The sequence below is a fragment of the Bacillus sp. Au-Bac7 genome (assembly GCF_021341655.1).
GTDB lineage: Bacteria > Bacillota > Bacilli > Bacillales > Cytobacillaceae > Niallia.
In genome coordinates this window covers 1-24,125 of the sequence record NZ_JAJTTG010000011.1, presented here as the reverse complement: position 1 = coordinate 24,125, position 24,125 = coordinate 1, and the positions used below count along the sequence as shown (strand labels likewise).

At 38.8% G+C, this 24,125-nt stretch carries 26 protein-coding genes; 17 read left to right on the top strand and 9 right to left on the bottom strand.

Annotated features, from left to right (window positions below; all coding sequences use genetic code 11):
* The first annotated feature begins 10 nt into the window (after positions 1-10).
* Positions 11-364 carry a YlbF family regulator gene (locus LXM54_RS21630; protein ID WP_233317316.1) on the top strand — a complete coding sequence of 118 codons (354 nt, stop codon included), beginning with the start codon at positions 11-13 and terminating at the stop codon, positions 362-364.
* 84 nt (positions 365-448) lie between these two features.
* Here LXM54_RS21630 and LXM54_RS21625 read toward each other — a convergent pair whose 3' ends face one another.
* Entirely contained in the window at positions 449-646 is a 198-nt protein-coding gene (locus LXM54_RS21625; RefSeq protein WP_233317315.1) for an alpha/beta-type small acid-soluble spore protein, read from the bottom strand.
* Positions 647-857: 211 nt separating this feature from the next.
* Between LXM54_RS21625 and LXM54_RS21620 the strand changes: the two genes are divergently transcribed.
* The 10 genes from LXM54_RS21620 to LXM54_RS21575 all read left to right on the top strand — a co-directional run bounded on the left by LXM54_RS21620 (position 858) and on the right by LXM54_RS21575 (position 13,758).
* Entirely contained in the window at positions 858-1,724 is an 867-nt protein-coding gene (locus LXM54_RS21620) for a Cof-type HAD-IIB family hydrolase (RefSeq protein WP_233317314.1), read from the top strand.
* A 162-nt stretch (positions 1,725-1,886) separates the two neighbouring features.
* A complete protein-coding gene (locus LXM54_RS21615; protein ID WP_233317313.1) occupies positions 1,887-3,383 on the top strand; it encodes a coproporphyrinogen III oxidase in 1,497 nt (498 codons plus the stop codon).
* 193 nt (positions 3,384-3,576) lie between these two features.
* Positions 3,577-4,875 (top strand): NCS2 family permease, encoded by a 1,299-nt coding sequence (locus LXM54_RS21610; RefSeq protein ID WP_233317312.1) that lies wholly within the window; start codon positions 3,577-3,579, stop codon positions 4,873-4,875.
* A gap of 124 nt (positions 4,876-4,999) precedes the next feature.
* Positions 5,000-5,899 (top strand): ABC transporter ATP-binding protein, encoded by a 900-nt coding sequence (locus LXM54_RS21605; protein WP_233317311.1) that lies wholly within the window; start codon positions 5,000-5,002, stop codon positions 5,897-5,899.
* A complete protein-coding gene (locus LXM54_RS21600; RefSeq protein WP_233317310.1) occupies positions 5,892-7,136 on the top strand; it encodes an ABC transporter permease in 1,245 nt (414 codons plus the stop codon). The genes LXM54_RS21605 and LXM54_RS21600 overlap by 8 nt, the downstream gene beginning before the upstream one ends.
* A gap of 120 nt (positions 7,137-7,256) precedes the next feature.
* A complete protein-coding gene (locus tag LXM54_RS21595; RefSeq protein ID WP_233317309.1) occupies positions 7,257-8,126 on the top strand; it encodes a S66 family peptidase in 870 nt (289 codons plus the stop codon).
* Positions 8,127-8,190: 64 nt separating this feature from the next.
* On the top strand, positions 8,191-9,405 hold the full coding sequence (locus LXM54_RS21590) for a metallophosphoesterase family protein (protein WP_233317308.1): 1,215 nt from the start codon (positions 8,191-8,193) through the stop codon (positions 9,403-9,405).
* Positions 9,406-9,408: 3 nt separating this feature from the next.
* Entirely contained in the window at positions 9,409-12,405 is a 2,997-nt protein-coding gene (locus tag LXM54_RS21585) for an ATP-binding protein (RefSeq protein WP_233317307.1), read from the top strand.
* A 52-nt stretch (positions 12,406-12,457) separates the two neighbouring features.
* A complete protein-coding gene (gene yhaM, locus LXM54_RS21580) occupies positions 12,458-13,426 on the top strand; it encodes a 3'-5' exoribonuclease YhaM (RefSeq protein WP_237940779.1) in 969 nt (322 codons plus the stop codon).
* A gap of 44 nt (positions 13,427-13,470) precedes the next feature.
* Positions 13,471-13,758: a sporulation YhaL family protein gene (locus LXM54_RS21575; RefSeq protein WP_311315889.1), complete on the top strand. Its 288-nt coding sequence runs from the start codon at positions 13,471-13,473 to the stop codon at positions 13,756-13,758.
* A gap of 39 nt (positions 13,759-13,797) precedes the next feature.
* Here the strand turns inward: LXM54_RS21575 and LXM54_RS21570 are convergent, their stop codons facing one another.
* Complete coding sequence (locus tag LXM54_RS21570) at positions 13,798-14,682, bottom strand: peptidylprolyl isomerase (protein WP_233317305.1); 885 nt, start codon at positions 14,680-14,682, stop codon at positions 13,798-13,800.
* Positions 14,683-15,040: 358 nt separating this feature from the next.
* Here LXM54_RS21570 and LXM54_RS21565 point away from each other — a divergent pair, with 358 nt between their 5' ends.
* Positions 15,041-15,124, top strand: a complete 84-nt coding sequence (locus LXM54_RS21565) for a YjcZ family sporulation protein (protein WP_060670486.1) — start codon at positions 15,041-15,043, stop codon at positions 15,122-15,124.
* Between the two features lie 52 nt (positions 15,125-15,176).
* Entirely contained in the window at positions 15,177-15,269 is a 93-nt protein-coding gene (locus tag LXM54_RS21560) for a YjcZ family sporulation protein (RefSeq protein WP_127736325.1), read from the top strand.
* A gap of 101 nt (positions 15,270-15,370) precedes the next feature.
* On the opposite strand, the gene LXM54_RS21555 is transcribed toward LXM54_RS21560, so the two are convergent.
* The 6 genes from LXM54_RS21555 to LXM54_RS21530 all read right to left on the bottom strand — a co-directional run bounded on the left by LXM54_RS21555 (position 15,371) and on the right by LXM54_RS21530 (position 19,776).
* Entirely contained in the window at positions 15,371-15,550 is a 180-nt protein-coding gene (locus LXM54_RS21555; RefSeq protein WP_233317392.1) for a hypothetical protein, read from the bottom strand.
* Between the two features lie 157 nt (positions 15,551-15,707).
* The gene (locus tag LXM54_RS21550) at positions 15,708-16,253 is read right to left on the bottom strand and encodes a DUF3267 domain-containing protein (RefSeq protein WP_233317304.1); all 546 of its coding nucleotides are present in this window, start codon (positions 16,251-16,253) and stop codon (positions 15,708-15,710) included.
* 187 nt (positions 16,254-16,440) lie between these two features.
* Complete coding sequence (locus tag LXM54_RS21545) at positions 16,441-17,010, bottom strand: HTH-type transcriptional regulator Hpr (protein ID WP_233317303.1); 570 nt, start codon at positions 17,008-17,010, stop codon at positions 16,441-16,443.
* A gap of 526 nt (positions 17,011-17,536) precedes the next feature.
* Entirely contained in the window at positions 17,537-17,899 is a 363-nt protein-coding gene (locus tag LXM54_RS21540; RefSeq protein WP_233317302.1) for a YtxH domain-containing protein, read from the bottom strand.
* A gap of 122 nt (positions 17,900-18,021) precedes the next feature.
* Positions 18,022-19,101, bottom strand: a complete 1,080-nt coding sequence (gene serC, locus LXM54_RS21535) for a 3-phosphoserine/phosphohydroxythreonine transaminase (protein WP_233317301.1) — start codon at positions 19,099-19,101, stop codon at positions 18,022-18,024.
* A gap of 255 nt (positions 19,102-19,356) precedes the next feature.
* The gene (locus LXM54_RS21530; protein ID WP_233317300.1) at positions 19,357-19,776 is read right to left on the bottom strand and encodes an HIT family protein; all 420 of its coding nucleotides are present in this window, start codon (positions 19,774-19,776) and stop codon (positions 19,357-19,359) included.
* 615 nt (positions 19,777-20,391) lie between these two features.
* Here LXM54_RS21530 and LXM54_RS21525 point away from each other — a divergent pair.
* The 4 genes from LXM54_RS21525 to LXM54_RS21510 all read left to right on the top strand — a co-directional run bounded on the left by LXM54_RS21525 (position 20,392) and on the right by LXM54_RS21510 (position 23,934).
* Complete coding sequence (locus tag LXM54_RS21525; protein WP_233317391.1) at positions 20,392-21,132, top strand: ABC transporter ATP-binding protein; 741 nt, start codon at positions 20,392-20,394, stop codon at positions 21,130-21,132.
* Entirely contained in the window at positions 21,125-22,342 is a 1,218-nt protein-coding gene (locus tag LXM54_RS21520; protein ID WP_233317299.1) for an ABC transporter permease, read from the top strand. Before LXM54_RS21525 ends, LXM54_RS21520 begins: the two co-directional genes overlap by 8 nt.
* Before the next feature lie 107 nt (positions 22,343-22,449).
* Complete coding sequence (locus tag LXM54_RS21515) at positions 22,450-23,169, top strand: EcsC family protein (RefSeq protein WP_233317298.1); 720 nt, start codon at positions 22,450-22,452, stop codon at positions 23,167-23,169.
* A 108-nt stretch (positions 23,170-23,277) separates the two neighbouring features.
* On the top strand, positions 23,278-23,934 hold the full coding sequence (locus tag LXM54_RS21510) for a phosphatase PAP2 family protein (RefSeq protein WP_233317297.1): 657 nt from the start codon (positions 23,278-23,280) through the stop codon (positions 23,932-23,934).
* 58 nt (positions 23,935-23,992) lie between these two features.
* Here the strand turns inward: LXM54_RS21510 and LXM54_RS28600 are convergent.
* Positions 23,993-24,125: hypothetical protein (locus LXM54_RS28600; protein ID WP_442780525.1), on the bottom strand; the 133-nt coding region annotated here is incomplete at its 5' end.

The window sequence follows — 24,125 nt, the reverse complement described above, 5'->3', positions numbered from 1 at the left end:
GTTGTTAATAATGGCAGTAAACCTTCATGATTCTGCTTATGAACTAGAAAAAGCTATTCGTCAAAGTGATGAATATACAAACTTAAAAAAAATGTATGACTTGGTTAATGCTGACCCATCTGCAAAGGCCATGTTTGAAAACTTCCGCAACATTCAAATGCAGCTGCAGCAAAAACAAATGTCAGGGATTGAAATTACACAGGAAGAAGTGGAACAAGCCCAAAAGACAGTGGCATTGGTTCAGCAGCATGAGTCTATCTCCAAACTGATGGACGCAGAACAGCGTATGAGCATTGCTATTACTGAGCTTAACCAAATTATTATGAAGCCACTTGAAGAGCTTTATGGAGCTCCACAGCAATAAAATAGCAGAAATACATAAGTGCCCAAAGCTATGCTTTGGGCACTTTTTCCATATTATAATGTTGCTTATTTAAACTAGCTTACATTAAAACTGAGTACCAGACAGCTGCTGCTGAGCCATTTGCACTAAACGCTTCGTGATTTCTCCACCAACAGAACCGTTGGCACGAGCAGTTGTTTCAGCACCAAGGTTTACTCCAAACTCAGTCGCAATTTCATATTTCATTTGATCTAATGCTTGAGAGACTCCAGGTACTAGTAGTTGATTTGAATTGTTTGACATTGTTGTTTCCTCCTTTAGTGATTGTCGGTGTTACAGTCAATAGTTTGTAACAGACAGAGATATCTATGCAGTTTACGAGTCTGTAAATGTTTCCAGCAACAAGCATAGATTGCATTGGTTAAAACGGATAATTAGTGAAAGCCGGTTCTAATACAGGTGGTTTTTTCATACATGTTTATAAAGACAAAACAACCTGAAATGGGGGAACAAGATGATTTATCGCTTATTAGCTTTAAATATTGATGGGACTCTTATCCAATCAAATGGACGTCTGAGCAAATCCACGAAGGATGCAATTGAATACGTTCAGCAAAAAGGAATATATGTAACATTAGTCACATCAAGAAGTTTGCCTTCCGCAAGAAAGGTTGCCAAAGCATTAAAGCTGAATAATTATATTGTGACACATCAAGGTGCACTTATTTCAGACAATGCCGACCAAACATTGTACGTAAACAGGCTGACTGATGAACTTACATATGAAATTGTCCGTTTCCTAGAAGGGTTTATTTGTCAGATTAGAATCGTGCATGAGAAATTTTCTTTAGCGAATAAGTCAAGGCTTAACCATAATATGCTTGCTAAAACAGTGTTTAACTCTGGCGATCCTGTGTTTTATTCCCATCAATTTGTAGAAGTTCTTAGTGAAGTTTTGCTGGAAGAACCTGTCAGCGCTCCGAAAATTGAGGTGTATTTCGAAGACAAGAAAGATTGTTTAGATGCTAAAGAGGTTTTAGACAAGATGTTTGATGAAATCAATATTGTCCAAATGAATGACCTTCGCTTAGAAGTGCTGCCTGAAGGTGTTAATAAGCTCAACGGGCTGCTGTACTTGGCAGAGCATCTCGGTATTAACAGAAGGGAAGTAGTAGTAATTGGCGACAGTCTTGATGATAAAGATATGATAGAAGCAGCCGGCCTTGGAGTAGCTATGGGAAATGCGCCAAGTGAGCTGAAATTTGCAGCCGATTGGGTGACAAGATCCAATAACCAGGACGGAGTTGCTTACATGGTAAAGGAGCATTTTCGTAAACAGCAGCCTATTGAGTTTCTGCGCAAAATGAACATTATTAAATAGCAATTATTATACTCATCTTAATAAACCAAAAAATTCCTTAGAGCGTAAGGAATTTTTTGTTTTTCTAGCCAATATTTTGACCTGGCTGGTCACTTTTTGTAGACTGAAGTATAATGGAATTTTAGAAGCTATTAACTATGATAATTAAAGGTGAATATAAAAATGAAATCAATTTCGATAAGCGGGTTACATGACGACCGACTAATCAGACCATTAGAGCATATCGGCAACTTGTTTTTTGAAGATACTAAGGTTGCTTTCGCTGAAGACGAAGCAGATATTTTAATACGTTTTGATGTTTCAGAAACAGACGACCGGTTTTTTGTTGAAGGAAAAATAGACGGCAAGTCAGCATTCGATTGCGAAAAAGCTGTAGCCGGTCTTGATGAAAAGGAAAGATTTAAGGAACAAAAGAATGCCATTTCACAAGTTTTCCTAAAGGTATTACAAGATTATACTGGCATGATTCAAAAATGGGGAATTTTGACGGGAATTCGCCCGACAAAGCTTCTTCATAAGCATATGCAAAACCAAACGCCAATCGAAGAGGCGCATCAGGCATTAAAGGATGAGTATTTAATGTCGGATGAGAAAATCGATCTCATGCAGCGCATTATAAACAGACAGCTTGCGGTTATTCCAGATTTATATGATTTGAAAAGAGAAGTAAGCATTTATATCGGGATTCCATTTTGCCCAACTAAATGTGCGTACTGTACGTTTCCGGCTTATGCTATAAACGGCAGACAAGGTTCCGTATTTTCCTTCTTAGGAGGTCTTCATCATGAAATAAAGAAGACTGGAGAATGGCTGAAATCTAAAAATATTAAGATAACGACCGTCTACTATGGTGGAGGAACTCCTACAAGCATAACTGCTGAGGAAATGGACATGCTTTATGAGCAAATGAATGAATCCTTCCCGGATGTGCAAAACATCAGAGAAATAACGGTAGAAGCTGGCCGGCCAGACACCATTTCTCCTGAAAAGCTGGAAGTACTGAATAAATGGAATATTGACCGCATCAGCATTAACCCACAATCGTATACACAACAAACATTAAAAGCAATCGGAAGGCATCACACTGTTGAAGAAACGATTGACAAGTATCATCTAGCCAGACAGCATGGAATGAATAATATCAATATGGACTTAATTATTGGCCTTCCTGGAGAAGGTGTGGAAGAGTTCCAGTACAGCCTTGATAAAACGGAAGAACTATTGCCGGAATCACTGACTGTTCATACATTGTCATTTAAACGGGCTTCTGAAATGACGAGAAATAAAGCGAAATATAAAGTTGCTGACAGAGATGAAATCCAAGAAATGATGAGAATGGCTGAAGTTTGGACAGACAAATATGATTATGTGCCATATTATCTGTACAGACAAAAAAATATTCTTGGCAATCTGGAGAATGTAGGATACTCCAAGGTTGGCCAGGAAAGCATTTATAACATCATGATGATGGAAGAACTGCAGACAGTAATTGGTCTTGGCTGCGGTGCTTCAAGCAAATTTATCCATCCAGTAACAGGAAAAATCACTCAGTTCTCTAATCCGAAGGACCCTAAAACATATAATGACAGCTTTGAAGAATATACAGACAGAAAATTAGCGCTGTTAGAAGAACATTTTTCAGCAGAAAAATCGATTTAATACAAATAAAATTAGCGTTATTGAAGGAAGATAGAAAGAGCAGGACACTGCTTTTACTGTCTTCCTTTTTTCGTAGACTAAAGAAAACGCCAGCAACTTCTAAATAAAAGGCGAAGAAAAAGATTGCGTTTTTGTTAGAAAACGAATAATATAAAAGAGTTGTGTAAAAATGTTCGTTTTTTCGGAGGTATACATGTTTAAACTTAAAGAGAACAATACAAATGTGAAAACGGAAATAACAGCCGGCTTCACTACTTTTTTGACAATGGTCTATATCGTTATCGTTAACCCTGCAATCTTATCTAGTGCAGGCATTCCTTTTGACCAAGTATTTATGGCAACAATAATTTCTGCTGTCGTTGGTACACTGTGGATGGCGGTATTTGCTAATTATCCAATTGCTATAGCTCCAGGTATGGGCTTGAATGCTTACTTTGCCTCTTCAGTTGTCGGAAGCCATGGAGGAATTGATTATACAATTGCCTTATCTGCTGTATTTGTTGCAGGAATAATCTTCTTAATTCTTTCTTTAACAACTTTCAGGGAAAAGCTGATAGAAGCTATTCCAGAAAACTTAAAGCATGGTATCACTGCTGGTATCGGTTTGTTTATCGCTTTTATTGGTTTAAGACAGACACAAATAATAGTCGATAATAAAGAAAATCTTGTTGGACTTGGTGATTTTCAGTCACCTTCAGTCATTCTTTCATTAGTAGGTCTTGCGATTACCATTATATTATTTGCTATGAACGTAAAGGGAGCGTTGTTCTTTGGAATGATCGCAACAGGCATTATTGCTTTCTTTACAGGCCAGCTGTCATTTGATGGTTTTGCAGCTGTTCCTCACTTGCCAGAAGGACTAATTATCACAAATCCTTTCTCAGCAATCGGTGATGTTTTCCAGCATAGCTTATATGCAGTTGTGTTCTCCTTCTTGCTTGTGACAATCTTTGATACGACTGGTACGATGGTCGGTGTTGCTGAACAAGCAGGATTAATGAAGAATAACCGTCTTCCTAAAGCTAGACAGGCTTTGCTTGCAGATTCTATCGGAACTTCTGTTGGTGCTATGTTCGGGACAAGCCCGACGACTGCATTTATTGAGTCGACTTCTGGTGTTGCAGCAGGAGGAAGAACAGGACTGACTGGTGTCACGGTTTCTGTATTGTTTATTATTGCTGCTTTCTTTGCACCGCTTGTCAGCGCTGTTTCTGGCTTGTCTGCTATCACAGCTCCTGCCCTCATTATTGTCGGAAGCTTAATGATGGGAGCAATTGCACAGGTGCGCTGGTCTGAATTTGATGAAGCTTTCCCAGCTTTTCTTGTGATTTTGAGCATGCCGCTTACTTCAAGTATTGCAACAGGAATTGCACTAGGATTCATATCTCATCCGTTGCTGAAATTAGTGACAGGCAAGGGTAAATCTGTACACCCACTCGTTTATATATTCGCCGTATTATTTTTATACCAGCTCGTCTTTTTATCTCACTAGAGCATAAAAAGTCCCATGAAGTTTGTTCTTCATGGGATTTTTTTTATTTTTGTCCAATCTTTACAGTTATTTGTGAAACCTTCAGCATATCTTTTCGTATGAATGAAAGAAGGAGGAGATCGGAATGTCATTAGAAATAAAAAATGTTACAAAAAGATTCGGTTCATTTGTTGCAGTCGATAATATATCCTTATCAATTCCAGAAAATGAAATGTTTGGATTTTTAGGAGGAAACGGTGCTGGCAAAACGACAACCTTTCGCATGCTGCTAGGCATATTAGATATTAGTGAAGGGACCATTACTTGGAACGGGAAAAGCATCAACTATTCGACAAGTCCAGAAATCGGTTATCTGCCTGAAGAAAGGGGACTTTATCCGAAATTAAAAGTAAAGGACCAGCTTATTTACTTAGCAAGATTGCGAGGAATGGATAAAAAGGAAGCGTTGACAGAATTGAAAGGATGGCTGGAACGCTTTAAAATATCCGATTATTTAGAAAAAAAGGTGGAAGAACTGTCAAAGGGTAATCAGCAAAAAATTCAATTCATCAGCGCTGTGCTTCATAAGCCGAAGCTGCTGATTTTGGATGAGCCGTTCAGCGGTTTGGATCCGGTTAATGTGGAGCAGCTGAAGACCGCCGTCATTGACTTAAAAAATTCGGGAACGACAATTGTATTCTCTAGCCACCGGATGGAGCATGTGGAAGAAATGTGTGAAAATCTTTGTATTATGCATAAAGGAAAGCCAGTCGTCCATGGGGGCTTAAAGGAAATTAAACGCAGCTTTGGGAAGAAAAATGTTGTTATTCATGCTGATTTCGATTTGGCCTATTTAATAAAGTTTCCTGGTGTTGTCAAGCTGAAGCAAACGACAGAAGGCGCTGCTCTCCAGATTGAAGGCGAGGAAATCGCGGAAAATATATTAAAGGATATCGTAGGAAAAGGCTTCGTCCGGAAATTTGCGTTAGAGGAGCCGACTTTAAATGATATTTTTATCGAAAAGGTAGGTGCTTCACTTGAATAGTTTCTGGATTATTTTATTGCATACGTATTGGACAAAGGTAAAGACAAAATCCTTCATCTTCACAACGGTTATTACATTGCTGCTTATTTTAGGCTTAACAAATCTCCAGTCCATCATCCAAGTGTTTAACGATGATGATATAGACAAGATTGCAGTCATCGACAACACAAAAGAACTATATTCATCTGTTGCCGCAATGTCAGAAACCCTTAACGAAGATATCGTGCTAGAGGATTATGTAGACGGTGAAGCGGAAGCGAAACAAAAGGTGGAGGACGGTACGTATCAAGGATTGTTAATTCTTGATTATGATAAGGAAAATCTGCCGCAGGGATCCTTCTACAGCATGGATATTACAGACTCCTCGACAGCAACCGGTATTGAGACATTGGTTCAGGCTGTAAAGAGCCAGCTTGCTGCAGCACAGTTAAATCTCAGCAGTGAACAGCTTGAAAAGCTTAATGAGCCTGTTGAATTTGAACATATTGCTCTTGAACAAAATGCAAAATCAGAAGAAGAGCTGAACCAGGCAAGAGGGCTTGTCTATGTCTTATTATTCCTTATTTATTTTGCAGTCATCCTTTATGCTAATATGATAGCGATGGAAGTAGCGACAGAAAAATCATCTCGGGTTATGGAAATTTTAATTTCCAGTGTGTCACCGATTAAGCATATGTTCGCAAAAATACTTGGTATTGGCTTGGTGAGTATAACACAATTAGTGGTGCTACTAGTGGTTGGCTATTTTTCGGTTACAAATAATGAAGATATGAGCACACTTGATGGCTTTCTAGGCTTCAGCGGCATACCTGCAGCCACCATTATTTATGCTGTTTTGTTTTTTGTGCTTGGTTACTTTTTATATGCCACACTTGCAGCATTCCTCGGTTCTCTTGTCAGCCGAATCGAAGATGTTCAGCAGATGATTACCCCAATGACTTTAGTTGTCGTGGCAGGCTTTATGATTGCGATGTTCGGTTTAGGTAATCCAGATACGACATTCATTACGATTACATCGTATATTCCGTTCTTTACACCAATGCTGATGTTTATGCGTGCAGGCATGCTGAGCCTTCCGGTATGGGAACCGATCTTAGGAATGCTTATATTGGCCGTTTCTATTATCCTCTTAGCAGTCTTTGGCGGCAGAGTTTATAAAGGTGGAGTGCTGATGTACGGCAAATCGAATTCCTTTAAAGACATTAAAAAAGCACTGCAACTGACGAAAAAAGAATAACATCACAAGACTCACGAAATTCGTGAGTCTTTTTTTATTAATAGCAGGAAAAATATTTGGCGATTTCAGAGTCAATTCCGTACAATTAACAGTAGTCTTTTAGAAAGAAGGAATGTCAGGATGAGTATTTTACATAAAGGTGATAAAGTCGGATTTATTGCGTGCTCTGACGGCAGAGACCGCTCCAAATCAAACATATATTTAACATTAGAAAATATATTGGCACAGTTTAGTGTTCATGCCGTTTACGCGAAAACCTTTTATGCTGTCGGTAACACGCCATTCAGCGGTACACCAGAGGAAAGAGCAGCAGAATTAGCGGAATTATACCAAGATAAGGAAATAAAGGCCGTTTTTGATTTGTCAGGAGGAAATGCTGCCAACGAGCTGCTCCCATCTATCAATATGGAAGTAATTAAAGAAAATCCAAAGCCTTTTGTCGGCATGAGCGACCTGTCTGTCCTTAATAATGCCCTGTTTACATTAACTGGTGTTCCTAATCTTCATTATCAAACAACCAATTTACTGGGACCAGACAGTGCCTTTCAAATGGAATTGTTTACGAAAGTGTTTTTGGCTGACTGGCACAATCCGAATGAATTAGTAACATTTCCTTATACATGGCTGCGAGGAAGCAGTATGGAGGGTACTGTTATTGGCGGAAATGCAAGATGCTTCTTGAAACTGGCTGGCACTCCTTATATGCCAAATCCAGAGGATAAGCTGCTTTTCTTGGAAAGCCTCGGTGGTGGACCGGCTGCGATTGCCTCTTATATTGCTCAGCTTACCCAGCTTGGTTTTCTTGAGAGATGCAATGGCATCCTGTTAGGTACCTTTACGGAGCTAGAGCAGAGTGCAGGCATGCCGACAGCAGAGGAGCTAGTGCTTGCTGCCACAGAAAAGTTTGGAATTCCTGTGGCAAAAACAGCTAAGTTAGGGCATGGGTACGACAGTCACTGTCTTCCGATTGGAATGAAACTTCAGTTATAACTTTTTTAGAACGTGCATTCGTATTTTAAGGATGATAATATAAAAGAAAAAGGAGGTGGTCATTATGGAGGAGATAACATTTATACATTGTGCAGACCTTCATTTGGACAGCCCTATGCTCGGGTTGAAAAATCTGCCTGCGCCTATACGAACACAGCTGCGGGAAAGCACCTTTACGTCGTTCAAAAGGATTGTTGATACTGCCATTGCCAAGCAGGTCGACTTCGTTCTTATTGCCGGGGATATTTATGATGGGGAAGACAGAAGCTTGAGAGCGCAAATATTTTTCCGGAAAGAGATGGAAAGACTGAATACCTCTGGCATTGAGGTATATATCATCCATGGAAACCATGACCATTTAAGCGGCAAGTGGCTGGAGATTAACTTTCCGGACAATGTACATATCTTTCCTTCCGAGGTCACTGTCTTTGAGCACAGAAAAAACAATGCGACAGTTCATTTATATGGCTTCAGTTATGAAGCGAGACATCTTTATGACAGAAGAGTAAACAGCTTTGAAAAAAAGGCAGGAGCAGATTACCATATTGGCATACTGCATGGCAGTTTGGAAGGAAACAGCGAACACAGTCCATATGCTCCTTTTAACTTACAGGAGTTAGCTTCAAAGGAGATGGATTACTGGGCATTGGGTCATATACATAAAAGAGCAATACTGCAAGCAGAACCGCCGGTAGTGTATGCAGGAAACATTCAAGGAAGGCATAAAAAGGAAACAGGAAAGAAGGGCTGCTACTACGTAAAACTAAGCAAGCTGGCTGCAGAGCTAGAATTTATCCCGACAGCGGCATGTTTATGGAAATCAGTTGAAATAGATGCAGCTGCAGCCAAAAACGTTGATGAGCTTTTGCGCTTATGTCAAAGCGCGCAAAATATCGAAAGAGACAATGGAGTACCTGTAATCATGTCCATTAATGCTGTTAACGCAGAAAAACTTGGCAGCTTCCACGCAGGAGAACTGCTGGAAATCCTTCAAGCTGACGAATTGGAGGAATCGGATTTTGTGTGGGTGTCGAGCTTATCGATAACAGAACGCAGCAGCTGGGATAAAGAGCAGCTGCAAACAGAATCTGCTTTTTTTGCTGAGCTTTTTCAAGCTGTTACAGACTACGATTCAATCGCAGAAGCTGTTGCGCCGCTTTATCGTCACCCAGGTGCCTACCGATATCTTTCAGAATTAACGGAAACAGAGAAGCAAGAGCTAGCAGTAGAAGCGGAGCGGGTGCTTCTTCACATGCTGAACGGAGCAGCCAGGGGGTAAAATATGCGGATTAAAACAATAACTATTTACGGGTATGGAAAACTAGAGAATATAACGTATAATCTGGATGCAGATCTTCAAGTATTTTATGGAGAAAATGAAGCAGGCAAGTCGACGATCATGAGCTTCATCCACAGCGTTCTGTTTGGGTTTCCTTCAAAGGTTCAGACAGAGCTCCGCTATGAGCCGAAAAATCAAGCTAAGTATGGCGGTAAATTAACAGCATGGTTTCCTGAACATGGTATGGCAACAATTGAGCGTGTTAAAGGAAAAGCAGCCGGTGATGTTACTGTCATTTTGGAAAACGGCCGAAAAGGGCAAGAGGATTTGCTCGGTGAATTACTGCAGAGAGTAGATAAAGGTCTCTATCAATCGATTTTTTCTTTTAATCTTGATGGCTTGCAAAATATCCACGGACTAAAGAGCGAGGAGATTGGAAGATTCCTGTTTTCAACAGGTGTAATCGGTTCTGATCTAATAGCAAGGACAGATACAGAGCTGCAGAAAGAGCTGGATGCCCGCTTTCGACCAAACGGAAAAAAGCCAGTCCTAAACGAACTGCTGGTGTCTTTAAAGGATGCTCACCAACAGCTGAAAAATGCAGAAAAAACAAATGAGCAATACAGCGGGCTGCTGCAAAGAAGAGAGGAGCTGGCCCAAGAGCTGGAAGCAGAAGAAGACAATGCTGTCAGTCTAAAGGAAGACATTAATAAACTGGAGAGCTGGTTAGAAGCGGCTCCAATAGTAGCACAAACAGAGCTTTTAGAGCGTAAAGAGGAAAAGTATGCTGATTTGACGTTTCCCAATGCTGGTATGGACAGATGGGACCGAATCAAAGACCGAATCTTAACAGTCCAAAGCCGAATTCAGCATGTGCAGAACAAGATTAAAGGATTAGAAGACAAAGACAGGCAACTTCAGCCTAATGAGGAGCTGTTAGCAGCTGCTGGAGAAATAACAGAGGCTAGCGGGAAAATGCCCGTCTATGAAGAGCTTCAAAAACGAAAGAACCAGCTGTTGAACCAGTTATCCATATTGGAGAAGGAAATGGAAGTTTTGCAGGCGAAATTGCATGTGCCAATAACAGAAGAGGATATTTCTGATATTAATACGAGCATCTTTATGAAGGAGCAATGTGCAAATGCAGATGCCTTGCAAAAAAGGCTTAAGGCCTCCAGATTAGAGCTTGATGCGAGATTAAAGGAAGAACAGCAGCAGCTCGAAAGCATGGAAAGGGAAACCGCTGAACTGAATGGTCGACTGCTTTCAGAGGATAAGCGCCAAGAGCTAAAAACGCAACTTAAAGCAGCGGAAAACATAAGCTGGCATAAAGAAAAGCTTGCAATTCTACAGAGGGATATCGAAAGCGTCCAAAAACAGCTTGAGGCTAATCGGAAAGTCCATCTTGCAGCTAATATGCAGTTTCTGTTCGTTCTAATCATGCTGATTGCAATCGGGCTGGCAGGTGCAGCTGAACAGCTCCTATACTTAATGCTTGCAGCCTTGTTAGGCAGTATTGCAGCCATTCTTTTCTTTTTTAATAGAAGGAAGGCAACGAAGAAAGAACGGTCAGAGCTGCAAAGAAAAGCAAAAGAGCTAAAGCGGGATAAGGCTGGCATGAGAGAGGAAACTGGCGGTTTTGAATTGCCTGATGCATTTTCAGCCAAGCATGCCTTAGAGAAGGATAATCAAGCAAGAGAAAGCTACAGCTTACATCTAGTAAAGCTGGAGCAGCAAACGAAGGCGTATGAGAGAATTTTAAGCGGCTATGAAAGCTGGGAACAGCAATACAGGGAGCATCAAACTGTTCTTGCAGAACTTGGCGATACATTGAGGATACCTGCTTCTCTCGCATATGATTATATTTACGATGCTTATTTGCTGTTAGACGAATGGAAGGTAAAGCTTAAGGATAAAAGGGCGGTTATTGAGGAAATAACGGCAATAGAGACAGAGTTAGAACTTATTGGAGCGCGAATCTCCAAACAGTATGAAAAATTCTTCTCCTTTAAAGCAGACTCACTTGCTCAAATGTCTAACCAGTTAATGAATGCTGTGAAAGAAGAAAATGAAAGAAAGATTTATTGGCAGGAGAACAACCGGGCGTTAGAAGAATGCAGGCAGGAGTTGCATGGGTTAGCAGGAGAGCTGTCGGTATTTTCCGCTGAAACCGAAGCGCTGCTCGACATTGCTGAAGTGAAAACAGAAGAGGAATACCGGAAAAAGGGAGAGTTATATGCAGAAAAAATCGAGCTAGAGCAGAAGCTTTCCACACTAAAGCAAAAACTGGAGCATTTTCGTCTAACACAGGAAGAGATCGAGTTTCTTCGCACAATCGATGAGCCGGAACAGGAGCAGTTACTGTTAACTGAAAGGTTAGCGGAAACAAAAGAAAGAATAAAGCAGATTATGAAGGCCAGTGCTGAAAATCAACTAACCATAAGTCAAGCCGAAAGCGGCGGAACGTACACAGAGAAATTGCATCATTTCAAACAGCTGCAGGATGAGTTTCAAGAGGAAGTAAAGATATGGGGAAAATTTGCTGCTGCCAAGCACTTCTTGACACAAACAGTCAATGTCTACAAAGATAAGCAGCTCCCAGTTATGCTGCATAAGGCAGAGGAGTATTTTGCTATTTTAACAGACAATCAATACGTTAGAATTTTGCCGAAGGAAGAAGGCATCGGCTTTTTGGTGGAAAGGGAGGATAACACCTTTTTTGAAGCAAAAGAGCTGAGCAGGGGAACAGCAGAACAGCTTTATGTGGCGCTTCGACTTGCCTTGACACAGACATTTTATCAGAAATATCCGCTGCCGATTATTATCGATGACAGTTTCGTCAATTTTGATAATAAACGGACGAAGAAAGTGCTTGAGCTTTTAAAAACTTGCAGAAATAATCAGCTGCTCTTTTTTACATGTCATACCCATCTATTGGAGCATTTTCCTGATGGTCAAATACATTCTCTGCTGCTGCCCTCTTTAGAGCGAGACCGTTAATATAGATAGTGTTATACTAGGAACGAATAGATTAAATAAAAGATTGTACAAGATGAAAAAGGAGCGAAAAGCCTTGGATAAAAAAGGAATCCTACACTATGCGGTTGGGGACCAGTTTGATTCACATTTATTAATAAAAAGTTCAGCGAGAGCAATGGCCAGCAATGGCAAACCTTTCTTAACATTAATTTTTCAGGATAAAAGCGGAGAAATAGAAGCAAAGCTGTGGGATGCTACTGATGAAGATGCACAGTCTTATCAGCCCCAAACAATTGTGAGAATAAATGGAGACCTCCAAAACTACAGAGGCAGGCTGCAGCTAAGAATACGCCAAATAAAGGCAGCATCCCATGAGGATAGTGTACGCTTATCTGACTTTATTGAAACAGCACCGCTTGAAACAGAAGAAATGCAGGCGAAAATTAATCAGTATATCTTTGATATGAAAAATCCTAACATCCAGCGGATTACAAGACATCTCGTGAAAAAGCACCAGCAAGCATTTTTAGAATATCCGGCTGCAACAAAAAATCATCATGAGTTCGTTTCAGGACTTGCTTATCATGTTGTTAGCATGCTTGATTTAGCTAAGTCTATTGCCACTCTTTATCCGAGCCTTGATACAGACCTGCTGTACAGCGGTGTAATCCTTCATGACTTAGGGAAGGTGCTTGAACTGTCAGGTCCAATTTCAACGACTTATACAGTGGAAGGAAACTTACTTGGACATATTACAATAATGGTAAATGAAATTGGCAAAGCAGCCGATGAACTTAGTATTAAAGGTGAAGAAGTAATGGTCCTTCAGCATCTGGTGCTTTCACATCATGGAAAAGCAGAGTGGGGCAGCCCGAAAGCTCCACTGATTAAAGAGGCAGAAATTCTTCATTATATAGATAATCTGGATGCTAAAATGAATATGCTAGACAGAGCGCTTGAACGTGTTCAGCCAGGCGAGTTTTCAGAAAGAATCTTCCCATTGGAAAACCGTTCCTTTTACAAACCTTCTTTCCATAAATAATAATTTAATCCTATGGTCTCCTTTTAATAAAGGAGGCCTTTTTTTTGTTTAGTGAGGGCTTCTGCGAAAAGGTGAATATTCTAGTTTATCTAGCATATGATGTAGTAATTAAGAGGAAGGGAGTTAATAGTATGTTTGAGATTCCGATGTGGGTTCTGTTTGTATTAGGAGGTATTGCTGTAAGTGCATTTATGGCTGTTAAGACAGGAAAAGAGGACAAGCAGCAAGAGAATGAATATATCGAAAAGGAAGGAGAAGTATATATTAAGAGGATGGAAGAGGAAAAACAAAAGAAAAGCGGAAATACTCAAGAACGCGCATATGAAAATTAAAGGGAAACTAGAGTATATCTCTAGTTTCCCTTTTTTTTGTTAACTGCCTGAAGTTGTGTTTGTTGAACCGCTTGTAGACGTTGCATCAAGCAAGGACTCTAAGTCCTTATCCTCGATTTTTACATCTGCATCCTTTAGTTCTTTTTCCATGGCACTGTTGATTGTATCAGATGTAAGCTTGGACACTTTTAATTCATATTCCATGTCATCCTTTACATCTTCATATTTGCCTTTTTTCTTTTTATCTGTTACTTGAATTATATGGTAGCCATTTTCTGTTTTGACTGGATCACTGATTTCGTCTACATCCAGCTTGTATGCTGCCTCTTCAAACTCAGCAACCATTGTGTTAGCACCGAACCAGCCTAAGTCACCGCCATTTTCTTTAGAAGCAGTATCTGTAGAATATTCCTTCGCTAGATCTTCAAATTTTTCGCCATTATCAAGCTTCTTTTTGACTTCTTTTGCTGTTTTTTCATCAGCAACAAGAATATGACGAGCTTTAATTTCAGGCTTATAGTCATCGTAATATGCTTTAATTTCATCTTCTGTTACATCAACTTCTTTAACTGCGGCTTTTTCTTGAAGCATTCCAGTCTTAATCATCGAACGCAGCTCATCTTCATCCTTATAACCATATTGCTGAAGGGCCAATTCGAAGTTATCGCCAAGCTGTGATTTAATGCTATCAACTCTCTCGTCTAACTCTTCATCGGATACGTCATACTTATCTTCAAGTACTTTCTCATATAGAAGGGACTGCAGTACAGTCGTACCGTATTTTTCCTTCATCGCATCGTAGAGTTCATCTTTAGTAATATCACCTGCATCTGATTTTACAACTGCGTCTGAACCACCATTGCTGCATGCGCTAAGTCCAATGATGCCAGCAGCGAGAGAGATGGATAGTAGCCTTTTTTTCAAGTTAAACACTCCTAAGTTAGTTTTATCTGTAACATCCATCATTACTATATCATAAATTTTCAAAAGAGCAAAAATCCCTTTTAATGCAAAAGAAAAACGATAGGCAAAAGCAACAAATTAAAAATTGGGTAAATGTCCTGTTCCGTTTTTAGGTCCTAGACATATGATACATTGAGCTTGAAAAACAGCTTAAAGAATTAGCCGGTGGCTTATTCGTGCTGAATTGTGCAAAGGGTCAGGATGGGGGCAGCTTAGTATGCTGCATGTAACTGACTTTTGGCAAGCAAGTCTTTAGTCTTATTAGACTTAAACCATTTATCAAAAGGATACAGTAGCAGCCTTAAAAGGAGGTGTTACTATGGGTCATGCATACGGCGGAGGATTTGCGTTAATCGTAGTACTTTTCATTCTTTTAATTATTGTTGGCGCTGCTTGGCTGTAAGAGCCAAAGTAATGCAGAACATGAATTCAACTGATAGAAAGGAGGAGTCTTCATGTCAGGTACAGGTGCATACGGCGGAGGATTTGCATTATTAGTGGTGCTATTCATCTTGCTTATCATTATCGGAGCAAGCTGGGTATACTAATACTCTCTAAGAAAATAAAAGCAGCGATGAATAATCATCGCTGCTTTCCTTCCAATAAAGGGATATGAAGCACCTTGTTAGGAGCATATTGTCCGTTTATGTCAACTAAATAATAAATCAACATAGGAAGAAATCAAAAGAATCGTTATAAGGACATTGATTGTGCGGAAAACCTTCGGCTGTTTCTCTTCCGGGATTTCCTTTTGTGCGCATAGTGCATTTGTCATTCTATTAATATTATATAATATTAATATGGCTAAGATAATAAAAATGGAGATCATCATTGATTCCCTCCTTAAAACAGAATTATTGTATGATACTTACAATATCAAATTAAGGGATAAAAAGATAGTATTATATCCTATGATATGTCAATTAAATACATGCATCCTTTTCCTTTATTATCTTATGTCCTGACCGCAAGTGTTGCCTCCAGCATTAGCTGACATTGCTGACCAAAATTTCAATGCCATCTTCATTTTCTTCTACATAGCATGACCTTGGAGATTTCCATAAGCTTTTTATGCGAATAAAATCAGGTACACACATCCCGAAATGATAGGCAAACAAAATTAAGAAATAATGGACATAATGAGGAAACAGGAAACAGCAAATGACCAATGCAGTGTTAATGACGAGCATCGGCATAATCAAAGCAAATATAAACTGAATTTTCCCGATTGGGTCTGCTGCCCTAATACATATTAACGGAAAAATACCATAGTGTATATCAATTGATTTTTTTATTTTTTTGCCTAAATGGACAACCGGCAGAAAGTGCAGCAATTTATGAGCAGGATAAACGAGCAGAAATGCTGCCATAAAAGGTAAAAAGTAGTTGTCATTTAAACTGTTATACCCAAAAAATGCAATTGTCGGAGTGTAAAGGAACAAAAAAGAAAAAACCATTGTTAAGGAAGACATAAAAAGTATGCGTTGAAAGCCGTACTGTTTATGAAAATTAATTGTCTTCCAGCAGTTCATAAAGTAATCACCCTCCAAAAGGAGAAATTTTCTAGTTTAATAAAACTCACCTTGCTACTTTACGACGAATAGGGCAAAAAATCAATAGTTGTTTTTGATTATTTACTGGTGTTTTAAAACAAAAAAAGATAAGACTCTGTCTCATCTTTTTTTTGCCCTTTATTCCATTTTTACGAGTATATGTGGATTACTTCATAGGCGCCGGTTCTTTATGTTTAAGCTGCCCATTTTGTTCAACGAATGAATCTTCGATATTGTTGAAGGAGTTTTCGAATATTTCCATGAAGTTGTCTCCATAAATATTCTTGACGATTGTCATCATTTCCAGCAATTCTGGAAATTTTCCATATAAGTTTTTGATTGGCAATGCAGCTGAATATGCTGAGCTGTTGTCAGGATTGTATTCCTCCATGATATTAAGGAACAATTGCTCACCTTTTTCTGTGAGACAAACATAAGTGTTCCGTTTATCATTTTCTTTTTTGGAGAACTGCAGCAGTCCTCGTTCTTCTAATTTCTTAGAGAAGTTAAAGGCTGTTGAGACATGCATTACCCCAAAATTGGCCACATCTGATATGGAAGCGCCATTTAACTGATAAGCTATCCATAAAATATGATGTTCATTGATATTAAGATCATACGGCTTAATCCAATTTTGCCAATCCTTTTCAATTGATTTCCATAGTGCTTTACTGAGTTGTCCTACTCTTTGAGTAAACATTAAAGCTTCCTTCATCGAGCATTCTTTTTCATTCATCCCCAAATCTATTCACCTACTTTTCTATATTTATAATCATTATGCCAATAAAACAAAAATTAATAAAGAAAAAATAAGCGAAATTTTTAGAAATAAGCATATTTTTTGAAAGAAAACGTTTTATTGTATAATTATTTCTAAAATTAAATAAAAATTCACCCTTTTTCTACCAGCATTATACACGTTAACTTTCTGGAGTGAAAGAAATATTAAGAAGACCGAACTGCTTGAAATCAAGGTTTTAAACATCAGATTTTAAAATCTGAAAAATAGTTTCATATTGAAATATTTCTATACTCTAAAAACAAATCGAGAAAGAATGAATAGAGAATAAGTTTTTTAAAAAGTCAGAATATGTACTTTGTTATACTTTTCTTACATGAATTTTTATATTTACTATACGCATATATTTATTTTTCCAAATTTTAGATGTTTTTATGTAAGGAAATTTAACATTACTCAGGAGGAGATGAAGGGGTTTAGCAAAAAGAGAGGTAAACTATGTTAGTTTTCCTCTCTTTGTGTGTTATTGTTGCTTTTTTAAGTCGTTTTCTAATTCAGTTACTGTTTGTTCAATTTGGTTTAGTTCGATTTTCAGCTGTTCTTGATGTGGTTGAATTTCTGTTTTCCATTGCTCGAGCGATTCTTTTATATCTTCCACGAAGGTGCCGATGACATTTTTCCCTTCTTTGCTGGCAGTAGCAATGCTGTCTTTAATTTCTATAAGGTCTTCTTTTAAATCTTTGAATTCCTTTAGAAATGCTTTGCTGTTGTCCACACATGCTTTTCTTGCCTCTTTACCCGATACAGGGGTAGTGAATAAGGTTGCTGCTGCAGCTGCAAGCCCGCCAATGATAAATCCTGATAGAAATGTTTTTCCACTCATCATGTTCACCTCGTCTTTTTTTTCTAATTATAGCCTATTTTAGGTTAGGTTTGCATATATATGTCATTACCCATAGAAAGGCAAAAAAAACAGATAGGCGAAACCTATCTGTGTAAAGCCTTGTTTTAAGCGTTTTGCTGGAAGTCTTTCATAAATTGAGCTAAAGCCTCAACATGCTCTAATGGAACAGCGTTATAAATGGAAGCTCTGCAGCCGCCAACAGATCGATGGCCGTTCAGTCCCACAAATCCAGCAAGTTTAGCTTCATCCAGGAATTTTTTTGTCAGTTCATCAGATTGCAACGTGAACGTTACATTCATCTTAGAGCGGCTGTCTTTAACGGCATGGCCTTTGTAAAAACCTTCGCTGTTGTCAATGACATGATAAAGTGTTTCCGCTTTTTGGTTATTAATTGCTGCGATTCCTTCAATACCGCCTTGGTTTTCCGCCCACTTCAGCACAAGTGATAATAAATAAATAGCCAAAGTTGGAGGTGTATTGAATAAGGAGTTGCTGCTGGCATGTGTTTCATAGCTCAGCATCGTAGGAAGCTCTGGGTTCTTTTTAATGAGCTCCTTTTTTATGATAACAACTGTAACACCTGATGGTCCTAGATTTTTTTGTGCACCAGCATAAATGATATCGAAGTTTTTGATATCAAGTGGTGTACTCAAAATATCGCTGGACATATCAGCAATCAATGGAACCTTCAACCCAGTCGGGAATTTATGCCATTGAGTTCCGTATATAGTATTATTCGTTGTAATATGAAGATATGCCGCATTCTCAGGAACTTCTATTTCTGCTGGATCAGGAATATACGTATAGTTATCATCTTTGCTTGAAACTGCAGTCTCTGTTTTTCCTACTTTTGCAGCTTCTTTAAGTGCTTTCTCCGCCCAGACGCCAGTAAGTGCATAATAACCTGTTTTATCATCTGCCAGAAGATTCATTGGCACCATAGTAAACTGCAGGCTTGCACCACCTTGGAGGAAGAGAATTTCATAATCATCCGGTATAGAAAGCAGGGATGCAAGCAGAGATTTTGCTTCATTATGGACTGCTTCATAGTCTTTGCTGCGATGGCTGAGCTCCATTATGGACATGCCTGTGTTGTTGAAATCCATCCAGCTTTTTTGTGCCTCCTGCAATACCCATTCTGGCAATGCTGCAGGACCAGCATTAAAGTTATACGCGCGTTTCATGTTTTTTCCTCCTTGTGCTTTTACTACGATTTTGATTGGAAGTTTACCCTTATACTATCAAATTGTGAAGATTTGTACAGATAAAAAAAGCAGCCTTAAAGCGAATTTCACTGCTTCAAAGCTGCTGTTGTTACATTACGAAAATAATATATGTGTTGGAATACTCGAAAATCCAATGTGTAAATCATTGATAACGATTTCATGAAGCTATTGGATAATAGCTTTTTTATGTAGAAATTTTTAAAAATTTTCTGTTTACAGCTTTTCTTTAATGTCATTTGCAATTTGGGAAAGCTGTTCATCAGAATATGCGTCGAAGTTCGTTTTCCAAACGGCTCCAAAGCCATCGCCTTTTCCGTAGCGGGGAATAAGGTGCATATGATAATGGAATACAGATTGACCTGCTTTTTCACCATTATTATTAAGTGTATTCAGCCCTACCGGCTCAAAAGCTGCTTTTAATCCGTTTGCGATAGAAGGGACAACTTCAAATAAGTTTTTAGCAATTTCAGGCGTTAATTCATAAAGATCTTTTACATGCGTTTTCGGAATAACTAAAGTATGGCCCTTTGTTACTTGGCTGATATCTAAAAATGCAACAACATGCTCGTTTTCGAATACTTTTTTGGCAGGAATTTCCCCTGCAACAATCTTGCAGAAAATACAATCACTCATTAACAATTTCTCCTTTTCCTGTTCATTTTTCTATTTATTTTATCATAGAGAGGAAATTCTAAAAACAAAAAACAGAGACAGGATCAAGAGATCCTGCCTCGTTGAAGAGGAACTTCTTATTGCGCTCGATTAAAGGTCATTCTCTTTGATAAACACCTCATTTAATAATGAATTGTTTTCTATGAGAAAAATCGATCATTGTTCAAACGAACCATCCCCTTAAATTAGGTCTTTATATGCGTTAACGTATAAAGAATAGATGACAGTCTGCGACACCACACCTCATTCCGTAATGGAATTTTTAACTACTTGGATAAGCAACTATTGGTGTATTGATCTTCTGGTATACTTAACAAATAATGCAAGCTAACCATCCCCTTGTTTTGAACGAATGGAAGTTTCAGTTGATTATTTAATCTAAATAATCTTTTGCAAACACCTCATTTTTATTATTGAATTGGTTCAACAATATTTAAGTGGTGCCCCTCTTCAATAATTAGAATGTCCGTTATGGAGATATATATACACAAAAAAATAAAAAGCCAAGGAAAAATTTCAAATTAACGCTGTTTGTTGATAAACTATAGGTAATACATAAGTGGAGGTACGTTATTGATGACGCTTTTGGAAGTGAAGAATTTAACGGGGGGTTATACCCGTAACCCGGTTTTAAAAGATATTTCCTTTTCGATTGCTTCAAATGAGATTGTTGGCCTGATTGGATTAAACGGGGCGGGAAAGAGCACGACAATACGCCATATAATCGGGTTAATGGAGCCGCATAAAGGAGAAATAAAAATAAATGGCAGCAGTTTTGAAAGTGACAAGGATGCTTACCGCAAGCAGTTTACATTTGTTCCAGAAACACCGATTTTATATGATGAGCTGACATTAGAGGAGCATTTAAGAATGACGGCGATGGCATATGGTATCTCGGAAGAGCAATATAAAGCAAGAATGCCAAAGCTTCTTAAAGAATTCCGAATGGAAAAAAGATTAAAATGGTTTCCAGCTCACTTTTCCAAAGGGATGAAACAGAAGGTGATGATTATGTGTGCCTTCCTAGTTCAGCCTTCTTTATATATCGTCGATGAGCCCTTCGTTGGACTTGATCCTCTTGGAATTCAATCGCTCCTTGACATGATGAAGCGAATGAAGGAAGAAGGAGCAGGTATCCTTATGTCGACACATATCCTTGCCACAGCGGAGCGATATTGCGACAGAATCATCATTCTTCATGAAGGCAAAATTAAATGTGCCGGGACAATGGAGGAGCTAAAGCGGGAATTCCAAATGCCAAATGCAACCCTGGATGATATATATATCCGGCTGACAAAGGAAGAGAGCCATGATTGAATTCAGTGAGAAGCAGCTGTGGAGAGACAGGTTAAGCTCTACAGTGAAGGAATATGTTCGCTATTTACGCTATATTTTAAATGGGCATCTAGTTCTAGTCCTTGTATTTTTATTAGGGGCGGGTTCTTATTATTATCAAGAGTGGCTTAAAGGGATTTCTAAAGGTTTTCCGGCTGCGATAATCATGAGCCTGTTGCTCGCATTACTCGTAACAAAAAGCCCAATTTATACGTTTTTAAAGGATGCTGACAGAATCTTTCTGATTCCTGTCGAGTCAAGAATGAGGAAATACTTTATCAACTGCATGCTGGTCAGCTTTATTTTCCAAGTTTATATCCTTTTAATGGGTCTTGGCATTTTAATGCCGCTGTATGCCAGTGTGAACGATGGGCAGTTTAATCGTTTTTGGTATTTCTTCCTTATTTTAAGTATTGTAAAAGGTGTAAACTTACTAATACGCTGGCAAGTTCAGCATTTTGTTAATGCGAGTCATCATACAACAGACACACTTATCCGTTTTTGCATAAATTTAGTTATCTTGTTTTTGCTTTTCTCTAATGCCTCGCCTCTGTTTGTGCTGGCTGTCCTTGTAATCCCTGTTCTATTGCTTGTCTATTATCAGAAGGCAACAAAACATATGGGTATTAAATGGGAATATTTAATCGCACAAGATGAAAAGCGTATGGCTGGTTTTTACCAGTTGGCAAATATGTTCACAGATGTGCCTCATCTGCGGAACCGAATTAAGAGAAGGAAGCTTTTAGATGTTTTCGTATCCCAAATAAGCTATAAGCAAGAGCTTGTATTCAGCCATCTGTATTGGCGGACCTTCTTCCGTTCAGGTGATTATTTAGGTCTGTTCGTCAGGCTAACAGTTATAGGCGGAATTGCGTTGTTTTTCCTTTCCTTTGGAATGGGACAAGTGTTGCTTGCGGTCTTGTTCTTATATTTGACAGGTCTTCAGCTTATGCCATTGTGGAACGCCTATCAAGATAAGTTATGGATCAGTCTTTATCCGCTGTCCATTGATATGCGTAAATCTTCCTTTAAAAAGACAATCAGCACTGTTCTTTACTTGCAAGGGATTATATTGTCAGCTGTTGTAGCATTAAAGGGAGATTTCACGGCAGGTCTTATGACGCTTATCGCAAGTGTTGTTTTCACCTTTGTCTTTGTCTCTCTCTATATGAATAAAAAACTTCAGGCGTGATGTCTGCTTTAAAAACTCCAGCTAGGAGTTTTTTTTTTGCGAAGTTTACGGCATAGGGAACAATTAAATGAATAATACGTATGTATAGGTTAAAGGGAGTGAAACAGATGAAGGACTATGAAAGCAATGTCAGACAAGAAGTAAAGGACTGGAAAAGACGTATTCTAAAAAGACCTACCATGCTTAATCGAGTATCTAAAAAGGCACAGACCAAAATGAATGGTTATATTCCTCAAAAGGTTCATCAAGTCATAACGGAAGCAATTAAGCAGATGATAACAGGCACACTTGCCGGCACAAATAAAATAACGAAGAAACCATCGTCCTCTGAAAGAACATTAAAAGCATTGGATGAAGAGATGGACAAAAAAATCACTCAGTTTCAAAAAGCAGCAGCAGTAGAAGGAGCGGGAACTGGAGCAGGTGGTATTCTTGTCGGATTGGCTGATTTTCCGCTGCTGTTAGCAATAAAGATGAAATTCTTAATGGAGTCAGCATCATTGTATGGACATGATCCAGAGGAGTATGAAGAAAGAGTGTTTTCGCTGTATGTCTTTCAACTTGCCTTTTCTAGTGAAGACAGAAAACAGGAATTAATAGAAATTATTGAAAATTGGGATGCAAAGAAGGAAGAAGTGCTAAAGCTAAATTGGCAGGAGCTTCAGCAAGAATACAGAGATTATATCGATTTCGTGAAGATGCTGCAGTTAGTTCCAGTAATTGGTGCTGCTGTTGGAGCAGTGGCTAATTATAATCTTTTGGAACAGCTTGGGGAAACGGCAAAAAACTGCTACAGAATTAGGCATTTTAACAAAAATCACGAGTGATACCCTCATATTGGGAGGAAGCAAAATTACCTGTAAACCATATTTCCACGAAAAGAAAGATTTGATAAAATAGGCAATAAAAAGCAATCTTTACTTACGGAGGAAAAAATGACCATCAGGAAATCGAAAACAGCTTTGGCTTTAGTGGCATTATCATTGTTTATTTTTATTTATTTTGTTTCTGTAATAGCAAAAGGAAAAGACTTGTTTTTTGATGGAAGCATCCAAAAGACTATAATGGATTTATTCCCTGAAGGCACTCATTCTTTCTTTGAATTTATCTCAGCATTTGGTGATAAAATAGGCATTGGTGCAATCGCGATAATTGTTCTAGTATGGCTATGGATAAGAAAAAAGGATTATTTAGGAATGGCAGCCTTTGTGCTTAGCGTTGGTCTTGGCAATGAATTCAACAAAATCGTTAAAGACGCAATCGCCCGCCCGAGACCGCATTTTCATGATATTGCCGACGCAGACAGCATGAGCTTTCCAAGCGGCCATGCAATGGTTGGCTTTGTCTTATATATGTTTATCGCCTACCTAATCTCAAGGAAATTAAAAGGAAGCACACAAAAATGGCTAGTTACCGCTGCCGCCTTTCTGTTTATCCTGCTGATAGGAGTAAGCAGAGTAGTCCTCGGCGCCCACTTTCCATCCGATGTAATCGGCGGCTACGCATTAGGGCTAATTTGGCTGTATTTGTGGATTGCTCTTTATGAAGTGCTACAGGTAAAACTTACTAAGCGAGTAAAGATAAGAACATAATTTTTTAGCTTCTTACAAGCAGAAGCTCCATCTATCCTTCACATAGATGGAGCTTTTTTTATATCAGTATTATGGCCACAATCGTCGTAACGAATAAGCCGACAGCAACGGGGATAAGATTCCGTCTTGCAAGCTCGAACGGATCGACGTTACAGATGGCAGCAGCGGGGATTAGGGCCCAGGGAACTAGG

Bases quoted from the DNA above. Each gene is read 5' to 3' on its own strand.
- LXM54_RS21630 (WP_233317316.1), top strand. From the start codon at position 11: ATGGCAGTAAACCTTCATGATTCTGCTTATGAACTAGAAAAAGCTATT.
- LXM54_RS21625 (WP_233317315.1), bottom strand. From the start codon at position 646: ATGTCAAACAATTCAAATCAACTACTAGTACCTGGAGTCTCTCAAGCA.
- LXM54_RS21620 (WP_233317314.1), top strand. From the start codon at position 858: ATGATTTATCGCTTATTAGCTTTAAATATTGATGGGACTCTTATCCAA.
- LXM54_RS21615 (WP_233317313.1), top strand. From the start codon at position 1,887: ATGAAATCAATTTCGATAAGCGGGTTACATGACGACCGACTAATCAGA.
- LXM54_RS21610 (WP_233317312.1), top strand. From the start codon at position 3,577: ATGTTTAAACTTAAAGAGAACAATACAAATGTGAAAACGGAAATAACA.
- LXM54_RS21605 (WP_233317311.1), top strand. From the start codon at position 5,000: ATGTCATTAGAAATAAAAAATGTTACAAAAAGATTCGGTTCATTTGTT.
- LXM54_RS21595 (WP_233317309.1), top strand. From the start codon at position 7,257: ATGAGTATTTTACATAAAGGTGATAAAGTCGGATTTATTGCGTGCTCT.
- LXM54_RS21590 (WP_233317308.1), top strand. From the start codon at position 8,191: ATGGAGGAGATAACATTTATACATTGTGCAGACCTTCATTTGGACAGC.
- LXM54_RS21585 (WP_233317307.1), top strand. From the start codon at position 9,409: ATGCGGATTAAAACAATAACTATTTACGGGTATGGAAAACTAGAGAAT.
- yhaM (WP_237940779.1), top strand. From the start codon at position 12,458: ATGAAAAAGGAGCGAAAAGCCTTGGATAAAAAAGGAATCCTACACTAT.
- LXM54_RS21565 (WP_060670486.1), top strand. From the start codon at position 15,041: ATGGGTCATGCATACGGCGGAGGATTTGCGTTAATCGTAGTACTTTTC.
- LXM54_RS21560 (WP_127736325.1), top strand. From the start codon at position 15,177: ATGTCAGGTACAGGTGCATACGGCGGAGGATTTGCATTATTAGTGGTG.
- LXM54_RS21555 (WP_233317392.1), bottom strand. From the start codon at position 15,550: ATGATCTCCATTTTTATTATCTTAGCCATATTAATATTATATAATATT.
- LXM54_RS21550 (WP_233317304.1), bottom strand. From the start codon at position 16,253: ATGAACTGCTGGAAGACAATTAATTTTCATAAACAGTACGGCTTTCAA.
- LXM54_RS21545 (WP_233317303.1), bottom strand. From the start codon at position 17,010: ATGAATGAAAAAGAATGCTCGATGAAGGAAGCTTTAATGTTTACTCAA.
- LXM54_RS21540 (WP_233317302.1), bottom strand. From the start codon at position 17,899: ATGATGAGTGGAAAAACATTTCTATCAGGATTTATCATTGGCGGGCTT.
- serC (WP_233317301.1), bottom strand. From the start codon at position 19,101: ATGAAACGCGCGTATAACTTTAATGCTGGTCCTGCAGCATTGCCAGAA.
- LXM54_RS21530 (WP_233317300.1), bottom strand. From the start codon at position 19,776: ATGAGTGATTGTATTTTCTGCAAGATTGTTGCAGGGGAAATTCCTGCC.
- LXM54_RS21525 (WP_233317391.1), top strand. From the start codon at position 20,392: ATGACGCTTTTGGAAGTGAAGAATTTAACGGGGGGTTATACCCGTAAC.
- LXM54_RS21520 (WP_233317299.1), top strand. From the start codon at position 21,125: ATGATTGAATTCAGTGAGAAGCAGCTGTGGAGAGACAGGTTAAGCTCT.
- LXM54_RS21515 (WP_233317298.1), top strand. From the start codon at position 22,450: ATGAAGGACTATGAAAGCAATGTCAGACAAGAAGTAAAGGACTGGAAA.
- LXM54_RS21510 (WP_233317297.1), top strand. From the start codon at position 23,278: ATGACCATCAGGAAATCGAAAACAGCTTTGGCTTTAGTGGCATTATCA.